An 11,672-nucleotide genomic window follows, 5' to 3' on the forward strand; every position below is an offset into this window, starting at 1 on the left:
GGGAGCGAATCGGAGGCGAAGTGTCGCTGTTCGACGAGCCGGCGCCGGAGGCCTCCGGCGCCGACCCGGGCGCGCCGCTCGCCGTCCGCATGCGGCCGCGGTCGCTGGACGAGGTCGTCGGGCAGTCGCACCTGCTCGGCCCCCGCGCGCCGCTGCGCCGGCTGGTCGAGGCCGACGAGCCGATGTCGCTGGTGCTCTACGGCCCGCCGGGCACCGGCAAGACGACGCTCGCGCACGTCATCTCGCTGGCCACCAAGCGGCAGTTCGTGCAGCTGTCGGCCCTCGACGCCGGGGTCAAGGAGGTCCGCGCGGTCATCGCGAGCGCCAAGCGCGAGCTGACCTACGCCGGCCGCCGCACCGTGCTGTTCATCGACGAGGTGCACCGGTTCTCCAAGACCCAGCAGGACAGCCTGCTGTCGGCGGTCGAGGACCGGATCGTCAGCCTGATCGCCGCCACCACCGAGAACCCGTTCTTCTCCGTGGTCAGCCCGCTGCTGTCGCGCAGCCTGGTGCTCGCCCTGCAGCCGCTCTCGGACGACGACGTCCGCCGGCTGCTGCACCGCGCTCTCACCAGCGACCGCGGGCTGGACGGCGCGGTGACGCTGAGCGCCGAGGCCGAGGAGCACCTGGTCCGCATCGCCGGCGGGGACGGGCGCAAGGCGCTCACCGCGCTGGAGTCCGGCGCGGGGGCGGCGCAGGCGGCCGGGCTCGCCGAGATCGATCTGGCCACCCTGGAGACGGCGGTGGCGCAGGCCGCGGTGCGCTACGACCGCTCCGGCGACCAGCACTACGACGTCGCGAGTGCGCTGATCAAGTCCATCCGCGGCAGCGATGTCGACGCCGCGCTGCACTACCTGGCGCGCATGGTCGAGGCGGGGGAGGACCCGCGCTTCATCGCCCGCCGGCTGGTCATCTCCGCCAGCGAGGACATCGGCATGGCTGACCCGACGGCGCTGCAGACCGCCGTCGCCGCCGCCGATGCGGTGGCCTTCATCGGCATGCCGGAGGGTCACTTCCCGCTGGCGCAGGCCGTCGTCCACCTGGCCACGGCGCCGAAGTCCAACGCCGTCACCGTCGCCATGGGCGAGTCCGTCGCCGACGTGCGCGCCGGGCTCGCCGGCCCGGTGCCGCCGGGGCTGCGCGACGCCCACTACGCGGGCGCGAAGAAGCTCGGGCACGGGGGGACCTACGTCTACCCGCACGCCCACCCCGACGGCGTGGTGCCGCAGCAGTACCCGCCGGACGCCCTGGTGGGGAAGGACTACTACCGGCCGACCGGCCGCGGCGCGGAGGCGACGATCGGGGCACGGCTGGCCAAGTTGCGCGCCATCGTCCGGCGCGGCCGCTGAGCCCGGCGGGGCACGGACGGCAGCCGGAGCCCCCGACTACTGTGACCACGCCGGGCCGACGCCCGCCGGCGGCGACCGGCGGGGGCCCGGACGCCGCAGGACCACGTCGACGAACCAGGAGGACCGGGTGTCCGCAGGAGAGTGGGCCGGACTGATCGCAGCGCTGGCGCTGGTGCTGCTGGTGGTGCTGCTCGCCGTCCCGATCCTCAAGCTGGGTCGCACGCTGGACGAGGCGACGCTGACCATCCGCCAGACCCGGGAGCAGAGCGGCCCGATCCTGAGCCAGGCGTCGACGACGGTCGCCCACGTCAACAGCAACCTGGAGCGGGTCGACGACATCACCGGCAACGCCGCCAACGTCTCCAGCAACGTCGCCGCCCTCACCAGCGTCGTCGCCGCCACCCTCGGCAGCCCGCTGATCAAGGTGGCCGCGTTCAGCTACGGCGTCCGCAGCGCCGCCCGCAAGAAGCGCGAGGGCCAGGCCATCGCCGACGCCGCCGCCCGCGACAAGGCCGAGCGCCGCTCGCGCCGTGCCGCCCGGCGGGCCGCCTGATGCGGCGGCTGTTCTGGCTGGCCATGGGCGTCACCATCGGCGTGCTCGTCGTCCGCAAGCTGTCCGCCGCGGCGGAGAAGATGACCCCCGCCGGCATCGGCGGCTCGATCGCCGAGGGCCTGCGCGACCTGGCCGACGCCATCGGCGACTTCGGCGCCGACGTGCGCGCGGCGATGGCCGAGCGGGAGGACGAGCTGCGCACCGGCACCGGCCTGGACGCGCCGCTGCCCGAGGCCGGCCAGGCCCAGCTGCCCGGCCGGCACGCCACCGACCGCTGAGCGTCGCGGGACGCCGCAGCCCCGACGACCGAGCCCCCACACCGAGTAGGACATGCAGACCGCCGAGATCCGCCGCCGTTTCCTGGAGCACTTCGCCAGCCGCGGGCACACCGTCGTCCCCAGTGCCTCGCTGGTCTCCCCGGACCCGTCCCTGCTGTTCACCGTGGCCGGGATGGTGCCGTTCATCCCATACCTCACCGGCCGGGAGCCGGCGCCCTACCCCCGGGCGACCAGCGTGCAGAAGTGCGTGCGCACCCTCGACATCGAGGAGGTGGGCAAGACCACCCGCCACGGCACGTTCTTCCAGATGAACGGCAACTTCTCCTTCGGCGACTACTTCAAGGAGGGGGCGATCCAGCACGCCTGGGACCTGGTCACCGGGCCGCTGCGCGACGGCGGGCTCGGCTTCGACCCGGACCGGATCTGGGTCACCGTCTACCTGGACGACGACGAGGCCGCCGAGGCGTGGCACCGGATCGCGGGTCTGCCGGTCGAGCGGATCCAGCGGCTGGGCAAGAAGGACAACTACTGGCACACCGGGCAGCCCGGCCCGGGCGGCCCCTGCAGCGAGATCTACTTCGACCGGGGTCCGCAGTACGGCCCCGACGGCGGCCCGCTGGTCGACACGGCCGGTGACCGGTTCCTTGAGATCTGGAACCTCGTCTTCATGCAGTACGAGCTCACCGACGTCCGGAGCAAGGAGGACTTCCGGATCGTCGGCGAGCTGCCCAAGAAGAACATCGACACCGGCATGGGCCTGGAGCGCGTGGCCTACCTGCTGCAGGGCGTCGACAACCTCTACGAGATCGACGAGGTGGCGCCGGTGCTGCACCGGGCCGCCGAGCTGGCCGGGGTGCGCTACGGCGCCGACCACGACTCCGACGTCCGGCTGCGGGTCGTCGCCGACCACGTCCGCAGCGGGCTGATGCTCGTCGGCGACGGCGTCACCCCGGGCAACGAGGGCCGCGGCTACATCCTGCGCCGGCTGCTGCGCCGCGCCGTCCGCTCGATGAAGCTGCTGGGCGTGGACGAGGCGACCCTGCCCGAGCTGCTGCCCGTGTCGAGGGACGCGATGAAGGCCAGCTACCCCGAGGTGGAGACCGACTTCACCCGCATCTCCGCCGTCGCCTACGCCGAGGAGGAGGCCTTCCGCCGCACGCTGGCCTCCGGTACGGCGCTGTTCGACAGCGCCGTGCGTGAGGCGACGGCTGCGGGGACGCCGTCGCTCTCCGGCGAGCAGGCGTTCTCGCTGCACGACACCTACGGCTTCCCCATCGACGTCACCCTCGAGATGGCCGCCGAGCAGGGCGTGCGCGTCGACGAGGAGGGCTTCCGCGCGCTCATGCAGCAGCAGCGCGACCGGGCCCGCGCCGACGCCCGCGCCAAGAAGACCGGGTCGGTCGACGTCCTGGCCTACCGCCGGCTGCTCGCCGAGCACGGCCCCACGGACTGGCGGGCCTACGACACGCTGCGCACCGACTCCCGGGTGCTCGGTCTGGTCACCGAGCTCACCGCCGAGGAGGACGCGCCCAGCACGCCGGCCGGCCCGGGCGAGGTCACCCGTGTGGTGCTCGACCGCACGCCGTTCTACGCCGAGTCCGGCGGTCAGGTCGCCGACGCGGGCGTCTTGAGCTGGGACGGCGGCCGCGCCGAGGTGCTCGACGTGCAGCGCCCGGTCCGGGGCCTGGTCGCCCACCAGGTGCGGGTGCTCGAGGGCGAGCTGTACCTCGGCGCCGAGCTGACCGCCGAGGTCGACCGCGAGTGGCGGCTGTCGGCCTGCCAGGCGCACTCGGGCACCCACGTGGTGCACGCGGCACTCCGCCAGGTGCTCGGCCCGCAGGCGCTGCAGTCGGGCTCCTACAACCGCCCCGGGTACCTCCGGCTGGACTTCGCCTGGCAGGGCGCGCTGACCCAGCAGCAGCGGCACGACATCGAGGACGTCGCGAACGCCGCCGTCCGGGCCGACCACCGGGTCAGCGCCAGCTACATGACGCTGCCCGAGGCCCAGGCCGTCGGCGCGCTGGCGCTGTTCGGCGAGACCTACGGCGAGCAGGTCCGCGTCGTGGAGATCGGCGGGCCGTGGTCCCGCGAGCTCTGCGGTGGCACCCACGTGCAGGGCAGCGCCCAGATCGGCACGCTTGCGCTGACCGGCGAGTCGTCGGTGGGCTCGGGCTCGCGCCGCGTGGAAGCCGTCGTCGGGCTCGAGGGCTTCCGCTACCTGGCCCGCGAGCGGGACCTGGTGCGCCAGCTCGGCGAGCTGCTCAAGACGCCGACAGACACCGTCCTCGAGCGGGTCAGCGGCATGCTGGCCCGGCTGCGGGACGTCGACAAGGAGCTCGCCGAGCTGCGCGCCCAGCAGACCCTGGCCGCGGCCGGGGAACTGGCCGCCGGCGCCCGCGACGTCGGCGGGATCGCCGTGGTCACCGGCGCGCCGGGCGGACTGGGCGGCGGCGACCTGCGCACACTGGCCCTCGACGTCCGCGGTCGGCTGCCCGCCGACCGGCCGGCGGTCGTCTTGCTCGCGTCCGAGTCGGGGGGCAAGGTGGCTCTGGTGGCGGCCCTCAACCCGGCCGCGGTCGAGCGAGGGCTCTCGGCCCCCGACGTGCTTCGGGCGGCAGCGGCCGAGGTCGGCGGACGTGGCGGTGGCAACAAGCCAGACGTGGCCCAGGGGGGCGGTACCGACCCCTCGGGCATCCCAGCGGCCCTGCAGGCCGGCGAACAGGCGGTCGAGACCGCCGCAGGGAGGTGAGCGGAGTGCCCAGTCAGCACCCCGACCAGACCGGTCCGGCGGGCGAGCGCCCGATGCAGGGACGGCCCGCCGTCCCCCCGGCCCGGCCCCGGGCGACCCCGCAGCGGCCGGTCCACCACGCGACCGAGCAGATCGACCTGCGCGCCGCGTTCCCGCCGGTGCGGCACGAGACCGCGCAGATCGACCTGTCCGGCGGCCTGCCCGGCGGGCTGCCGGTCCCGCCGCGGCCGCGGCGGCAGGGCCGCCGGCTGGGCATCGACGTCGGCACCGTGCGCGTCGGCGTGGCGCTCTCCGACCCCACGGGCACCTTGGCCAGCCCGCTGGAGACGGTGCAGCGGGCGCGCGACGAGTCCGACCTCGACCGCATCGCGGCGCTCGTCGTGGAACACGAGGTGACAGAGGTGATCGTGGGGGAGCCGAGGCACCTCTCGGGTGCGTCGGGCGCGTCGGCGAAGGAGGCGCGTGCCTACTCTCGGGCACTCGCCGGGCGCATCGGCTCCGTGCCCGTGCACCTCGTCGACGAAAGGCTCTCCACCGTGACCGCAGCCAGTTCCCTCCGGGCCAACGGTGTCGACAGCCGCCGGCAGCGTTCGGTGATCGACCAGGCCGCGGCGGTGGTCATCCTCCAGGCCTATCTGGACGCGCAGCGGGAGCGCTCGTGACCGACCCGACCCCGCCGGGCCGGCGGGGTCGGCACGCCTCCCCGGAGCCCGCGAGCGGCGTGCCCGCGTCCGCCTGGCTCGCCTCGATGCCGAGCCGTCCGCCGGGTGCCGGCGAGGGCCGCCCGGCCGGGTCGGCCCCGCGACGCCGCCGCGTCGACGACTCCGGCACCGGGCCGCTCGCGCACGCCGGCGACCCGCAGCCGCAGCGGCCCCGGCACCCCTCCGAGCCGCTGCCCGACCTGCCGCCGATGCCCGCCGGCGCCTGGTCCCGGCTCTCCCACCGTTCCGACGTCACCACCGACGACGCCACGGTCGGGCTGGGCGCCGTCCCCGCCGTGCCCGGCGCCGGGCCCTCCGACACCGAGGCGCACCCCGTCGGCTCCGACTGGGACGAGACCGACCACTCCACCGGCGGCCTGGACGTGCTGGGCGCCTCCGGCTCCGACGACGTCCGCAGCCGGCGCCGCGGCCGGCGTGCCAGGACCGTCCCTCACGCCGACGACCACCACGCCGACGACCACGGCGGCTTCGAGACGCCCGGCGGCGGGCGCGGCTCCCGTCCGCGCCGCCGGCGCAGCCCGCTCGCCGCCGTCCTCTCGCTGCTGGTCCTCGCCGGTCTCGTGGTCGGCATCTTCTACGGCGGCAAGGCGCTCATCGGGCTGGTGAACCCGGGCGGCGAGGACTTCGCCGGGCAGGGCAGCGGCACCGTCGAGGTGCGCGTGTCCTCCGGCGACACGCTCAGCGACATCGCCCGCACCCTCGTCTCCGAGGGCGTCATCGCCTCGCCCGGTCCCTTCGTCGACGCCGCGGAGACCGAGCCGGCGGCCACCGGCATCCAGCCCGGTGTCTACGCACTGCGGTCGCAGATGAGCGGCCAGGCCGCTCTCGACCTGCTCCTGGACCCCGCGGCCCGCCAGGTCACCCGCGTGACCGTCCGTGAGGGGCTCACCGTGGCGGCCACCCTCGCGCTGGTGTCCGAGGAGACCGGGACGCCGCTGCCCGAGCTGCAGGCCGTCGCCGCCGACCCCGTCGCGCTCGGGCTGCCGCCCTACGCCAACGGGCTGCTCGAGGGCTTCCTGTTCCCGGCCACCTACGACATCGAGCCCGACGACACCCCCGCCGACGTGCTCGGCGGCATGGTGACGCGGACCGATCAGGCGCTCGACGCGCTGGGGGTCCCCGAGGCCGACCGGCTGACCGTGCTCACCAAGGCCAGCATCGTGCAGGCCGAGGCCGCCTCGCCCGCGGACATGGCCATGGTGGCCCGCGTGCTGGAGAACCGGCTCGCCGACGGCATGCCGCTGCAGCTGGACACCACGGTGAACTACGCCAACGGCAAGTCCGGCATCACCACCACGCCGCAGGACCGGGCCAACCCCTCGCCGTACAACACCTACGTGCACACCGGGTTGCCGCCGGGCGCGATCGGCAACCCCGGCGAGCAGGCCATCGCGGCAGTGCTCGCGCCGACCCCGGGGGACTGGCGGTTCTTCGTCGTCATCGACCCCGACACCGGCGAGACCCGCTTCGCGCGCACCGCCGAGGAGCACCAGCAGAACGTGCTGCTGTTCCAGCAGTGGCTGCGCGAGCAGCCGGGCGGGTGAGGATCGGCGGGACGGTGGGGGAGTGAGATCGGCCGTCCTCGGCCGCCCGGTGGGGCACTCGCTGTCCCCGCTGCTGCACCGGGCCGCCTACGCGGCCCTGGGCCTCGACGACTGGACCTACGACGCCCTGGACATCGGGGCCGAGGACCTGCCGGTGCTCCTGGCCGGGCTCGGGGACGAGTGGCGCGGCTTCTCGGTGACGATGCCGTGCAAGCAGGCCGCGGCCGACGTCGCCGACGTGGTGGAGCCGCTGCCGCGCCTGCTGCACGCGGCCAACACGCTGGTGCGCACCGGGGCGGGCTGGCGGGCGGAGAACACCGACGTCCTCGGCGTCGGCACCACGCTGCAGCAGGCCGGGGTCACCGCGGTCGACCGCGCCGCGATCGTCGGCGCCGGAGGGACGGCGGCGGCCGCGGCGGTCGCGCTGGCCTCCCTGGGCGCCGCGCACGTCGACGTCGTCGTCCGCGAGCCGGGCCGCGCCGGGGACCTGCTGCGGGTCCTCGACACCCTCGGCGTCCCGACGACGGTGGTCTCGCTGGCCTCCGCCGTGGTCGAGGCCGAGGTCGTCGTCAGCACCGTGCCGGTCGGCGGGCAGCCGGCCGTAGCCCGGCTGCCGTGGACGGCGGGGCAGACGGTGCTCGACGTCCTGTACGACCCCTGGCCGACGCCGCTGGCCAGCGCGGTCGCCGAGGCCGGCGGCACCGTCGTCGGCGGCCTCGAGGTGCTGTTCTGGCAGGCCACCGCCCAGGTGGAGCTGATGACCGGCCGGCCGGCGCCGCTGGTGGCGATGCGCGGCGCGCTCGACGCCGCCGTCGGCTCCCGCTGAGCGGCGTGCCCGCCGCGGACCTCCCGCTCGCCGCGGCCCTCGCCCTCGCGGGCGGGCTGGCCCTGGGGCCGTGGCTGGCGCGGGTGGCGGTCCGGCAGGCCCGGCGGGACGACGCGGCGCGGGCGGGGCCGCTGCGCACCGTGCTCACCGTCCTCCTCGTCGCGCTGGCCGTCGGCGGCGCGCTGCTGGCCGGCGGCGTGCGGCCGGCCACCGTGGCGCTGGCGTGGGCGGGGGTCGCCGGGGTGGTCCTCGCCCAGGTGGACCTGGCCGCGCACCGGCTGCCGGACCGGGTGACCGTCCCGGCGTACGCGGCGGTGGCCACCGCCCTGCTGGTCGACGCCGTGGCGCTCGGCACCTGGCCGGCGCTGCTGCGCGCCGTCCTGGCCGGCGCGGCCGCGTTCGGACTGGCCGCCTGCGCCGCCGTCGTCTCCCCGCGGGGGCTCGGCTTCGGCGACGTCAAGCTGCTGGGCCTGCTCGGCCTGGTGCTCGGCTGGGTCGGCTGGGGCGCCCTGCTGGCCGGCGTGTTCCTCGGGCTGGTCGCCGGTGCCGCCGCGTCGGTGACCCTGGTCGCCGCCGGGCGGGCCGGCTGGCGCACCGCCCTGCCGTTCGGCCCGCCGCTGCTGGTGGGCGCGGCGCTCGCCCTGGTGGTGGCCGGACCGCTGCCCCCCGCCTGAGCGGGTGGCCCCCTTCCAGGGCCCGTCCTGAGCCTGGTGACGTGCTGGAACGGCCCCCTTCCGGGGACCCGCCCTGAGCTTGCGAAGGGTGGTCAGGAAGGGGGTCCTTCTACAATCGCGCTCATGTTGCGCTGGCTGACCGCCGGTGAGTCGCACGGCCAGCAGCTCACCGCCATCCTCGAGGGCCTGCCCGCCGGCGTCGAGGTCACGACTCCGGACCTCGACGTCGACCTCGCCCGCCGCCGCCTCGGCCACGGCCGCGGCGCCCGGATGTCCTTCGAGCAGGACGTCGTCTCGCTGACCGGCGGGATCCGGCACGGGCGGACCCAGGGCGGGCCGATCGCCGTCCAGATCGGCAACACCGAGTGGCCCAAGTGGCAGACGGTCATGTCGGCCGACCCGGTCGACCCCGAGGTGCTCGCCGACCAGGCCCGCAACGCGCCGCTCACCCGTCCGCGGCCGGGCCACGCCGACCTGCCCGGCATGCAGAAGTACGGCTTCGACGACGCCCGCCCGGTGCTGGAGCGGGCCAGCGCGCGGGAGACCGCGGCCCGGGTCGCCCTCGGCGCGATCGCGCGGGCGTTCCTGCGCCAGGCGCTCGGCGTCGAGGTGGTCAGCCACGTGGTGGGCATCGGCCCGGTCGTCGTCCCCGACGGCGTGGTGCCCGGTCCCGGGGACAACCCGCGCATCGACGAGGACCCGGTGCGCTGCGCGGACCCCGCCACCAGCGCGCAGATGGTCGCCGAGGTCGACGACGCCCGGCAGAACGGCGACACGCTCGGCGGCGTCGTCGAGGTGGTCGTGCACGGCCTGCCGCCGGGCCTGGGCAGCCACGTGCACTGGGATCGCCGGCTGGACTCCCGGCTGGCTGCGGCGCTGATGGGCGTGCAGTCGGTCAAGGCCGTCGAGGTCGGCGACGGGCTGGAGACCGCCCGCCGCCGCGGCTCGGTGGCCCACGACGAGATCGTGCTGGCCCCCGGTGCGGACGGCGAGGCCCGCATCCAGCGGCTGTCCGACCGTGCCGGTGGCATCGAGGGCGGCATGACCAACGGCGAGGTGCTGCGGGTCCGCGCCGCGATGAAGCCGATCTCGACGGTGCCGCGGGCGCTGGCCACCGTCGACGTGGCCACCGGCGAGCCCGCCGTCGCGATCAACCAGCGCAGCGACGCCTGCGCGGTGCCCCGCGGCGCCGTCGTCATGGAGGCGATGGTGGCGCTGGTGCTGGCCGACGCCGCCCTGGAGAAGTTCGGCGGCGACTCGGTGGTCGAGACCCGCCGCAACGCGCGCGCCTACCTCGACGCGCTACCGATCCGATGAACCCCGATGGACGCGGGGCTCCCGCCTCGCCGATGAGCTCCGCCGCCCGCCACCCGCTGCTGGTCCTGGTCGGGCCGCCGTCGTCGGGCAAGACCACCGTCGGCACCGCGCTGGCCGGCCGGCTCGGGCTCGCCTTCCGCGACACCGACAGCGACGTCGAGGCCGCCACCGGCCGGCGCGTCGCCGACCTGTTCGTCGACCTGGGCGAACCGCACTTCCGGGCGCTCGAGGAGCAGGCCGTGGCCACCGCGCTCGACGAGCACGACGGGATCCTGGCTCTCGGCGGCGGCGCGGTGCTCAGCGCCGTCACCCGCGAGCGGCTGACCGGTTACACCCGCGCCGGCGGCACCGTCGTCTGGCTCGACGTCGACCTGGCCTCGGCCGCCGAGCGGGTGGGGCTGGGCCGCAGCCGCCCGGTGCTCGGCCTCAACCCGCGCGCCACGCTGCGCACCCTGCTCGCCGCGCGGGCGCCGCTGTACGCCGAGGTCGCCACCGTCACCGTGACCACCGGCGGCCGCGAGCCCGGCGAGGTCGTCGACGAGGTGGCCGCTGCCGTCCCCGCGCAGGCGGCGCCATGAGCGGGAGTGGACCGGGGACCCTGCGGCGGGTGACCGTCCCCGGTGAGCAGCCCTACGACGTCGTCATCGGGGCCGGCGCCCAGCACGAGCTCGGCCTGGTCCTCGACGGTACCGCCCGTGCCGCCGTCGTCCACGCGCCGCCGCTGGCCGGGCTGGCCGGCGCCCTCGTGGAGACGCTGCAGACCGCCGGGGTGGCCGCCGAGGCCGTCGTCGTCCCGGACGGGGAGGCCGCCAAGACCGCCGCGGTCGCCGCCGGCGTGTGGGAGGAACTCGGCCGGCTGGGGCTGACCCGGTCCGACGCGATCGTCGGTGTGGGCGGGGGCGCGGTCACCGACCTCGCCGGCTTCGTGGCCGCCACGTGGACCCGCGGCGTGCGCGTGGTGCAGGTGCCGACCAGCGTGCTGGGCATGGTGGACGCCGCGCTGGGCGGCAAGACCGGCATCAACACCGGCGCCGGCAAGAACCTCGTCGGCGCGTTCCACCCGCCGGCCGCGGTGCTCGCCGACACCGACGTGCTCGCCGGGCTGCCCGAGGCGGAGTTCCGCGCCGGGATGGCCGAGGTCGTCAAGTGCGGCTTCATCGCCGACCCCGGCATCCTCGAGCTGCTCGAGGCCGACCCGACCGGCCGCCGGGACACCGAGGAGCTCATCGAGCGGGCGGTGCGGGTCAAGGCCGCCGCGGTGGGGGAGGACCTCTACGACACCGGCGTCCGGGAGTTCCTCAACTACGGGCACACGCTGGCGCACGCGATCGAGCGGGTGGAGGACTTCGGCTGGCGGCACGGCGAGGCGGTGGCCGTCGGGCTGGTGTTCGCCGCCGAGCTGGCCGGTCAGGCGGGGCTGCTGCGCCGTGACGAGGTCGACCGGCACGCCCGGCTGGTCGCCGCGATGGGGTTGCCCACCCGCTACACCGGGGACTGGAAGCGCATCCAGGGGGTCGTGCGGGTGGACAAGAAGGCCCGGGGGTCCTCGCTGCGGTTCGTCGTCCTGGACGGGATCGGCGACCCGCGCATCCTCGCCGACCCCGACCAGGCCTGGCTCGACGCGGCGTGGGCCGCAGTATCGGAGCGACCGTGACCATCC

The 11,672-nt window shown here is 75.8% G+C and carries 11 protein-coding genes; all 11 read left to right on the top strand.

Annotation, left to right across the window (positions count from 1 at the left end; genetic code table 11):
• Positions 1-20 precede the first annotated feature (20 nt).
• Positions 21-1,349: a replication-associated recombination protein A gene (locus BLW63_RS11795; RefSeq protein ID WP_211517089.1), complete on the top strand. Its 1,329-nt coding sequence runs from the start codon at positions 21-23 to the stop codon at positions 1,347-1,349.
• 127 nt (positions 1,350-1,476) lie between these two features.
• The gene (locus tag BLW63_RS11800; RefSeq protein ID WP_091155797.1) at positions 1,477-1,902 is read left to right on the top strand and encodes a DUF948 domain-containing protein; all 426 of its coding nucleotides are present in this window, start codon (positions 1,477-1,479) and stop codon (positions 1,900-1,902) included.
• The gene (locus BLW63_RS11805; RefSeq protein WP_091155800.1) at positions 1,902-2,180 is read left to right on the top strand and encodes a hypothetical protein; all 279 of its coding nucleotides are present in this window, start codon (positions 1,902-1,904) and stop codon (positions 2,178-2,180) included. The genes BLW63_RS11800 and BLW63_RS11805 overlap by 1 nt, the downstream gene beginning before the upstream one ends.
• A 52-nt stretch (positions 2,181-2,232) precedes the next feature.
• On the top strand, positions 2,233-4,929 hold the full coding sequence (gene alaS / locus BLW63_RS11810) for an alanine--tRNA ligase (RefSeq protein WP_091155802.1): 2,697 nt from the start codon (positions 2,233-2,235) through the stop codon (positions 4,927-4,929).
• A 5-nt stretch (positions 4,930-4,934) separates the two neighbouring features.
• Complete coding sequence (gene ruvX / locus BLW63_RS11815; RefSeq protein ID WP_091155804.1) at positions 4,935-5,591, top strand: Holliday junction resolvase RuvX; 657 nt, start codon at positions 4,935-4,937, stop codon at positions 5,589-5,591.
• A complete protein-coding gene (gene mltG, locus BLW63_RS11820; protein ID WP_091155806.1) occupies positions 5,588-7,195 on the top strand; it encodes an endolytic transglycosylase MltG in 1,608 nt (535 codons plus the stop codon). The genes ruvX and mltG overlap by 4 nt, the downstream gene beginning before the upstream one ends.
• A gap of 22 nt (positions 7,196-7,217) precedes the next feature.
• The gene (locus BLW63_RS11825) at positions 7,218-8,021 is read left to right on the top strand and encodes a shikimate dehydrogenase (RefSeq protein ID WP_091155808.1); all 804 of its coding nucleotides are present in this window, start codon (positions 7,218-7,220) and stop codon (positions 8,019-8,021) included.
• Between the two features lie 5 nt (positions 8,022-8,026).
• Positions 8,027-8,695 (top strand): prepilin peptidase, encoded by a 669-nt coding sequence (locus BLW63_RS11830; protein ID WP_091155810.1) that lies wholly within the window; start codon positions 8,027-8,029, stop codon positions 8,693-8,695.
• A 123-nt stretch (positions 8,696-8,818) separates the two neighbouring features.
• A complete protein-coding gene (gene aroC, locus BLW63_RS11835; RefSeq protein ID WP_091155812.1) occupies positions 8,819-10,012 on the top strand; it encodes a chorismate synthase in 1,194 nt (397 codons plus the stop codon).
• A gap of 32 nt (positions 10,013-10,044) precedes the next feature.
• Positions 10,045-10,590: a shikimate kinase gene (locus BLW63_RS11840; protein WP_244522520.1), complete on the top strand. Its 546-nt coding sequence runs from the start codon at positions 10,045-10,047 to the stop codon at positions 10,588-10,590.
• A 29-nt stretch (positions 10,591-10,619) separates the two neighbouring features.
• A complete protein-coding gene (aroB, locus tag BLW63_RS11845) occupies positions 10,620-11,666 on the top strand; it encodes a 3-dehydroquinate synthase (RefSeq protein WP_244522521.1) in 1,047 nt (348 codons plus the stop codon).
• The last annotated feature ends 6 nt before the right edge of the window (positions 11,667-11,672 follow it).

The organism is Geodermatophilus africanus, from assembly GCF_900107105.1.
Taxonomy (GTDB): Bacteria; Actinomycetota; Actinomycetes; order Mycobacteriales; family Geodermatophilaceae; genus Geodermatophilus; species Geodermatophilus africanus.

Bases quoted from the DNA above. Each gene is read 5' to 3' on its own strand.
- BLW63_RS11805 (WP_091155800.1), top strand. From the start codon at position 1,902: ATGCGGCGGCTGTTCTGGCTGGCCATGGGCGTCACCATCGGCGTGCTC.
- alaS (WP_091155802.1), top strand. From the start codon at position 2,233: ATGCAGACCGCCGAGATCCGCCGCCGTTTCCTGGAGCACTTCGCCAGC.
- aroC (WP_091155812.1), top strand. From the start codon at position 8,819: ATGTTGCGCTGGCTGACCGCCGGTGAGTCGCACGGCCAGCAGCTCACC.
- BLW63_RS11840 (WP_244522520.1), top strand. From the start codon at position 10,045: ATGAGCTCCGCCGCCCGCCACCCGCTGCTGGTCCTGGTCGGGCCGCCG.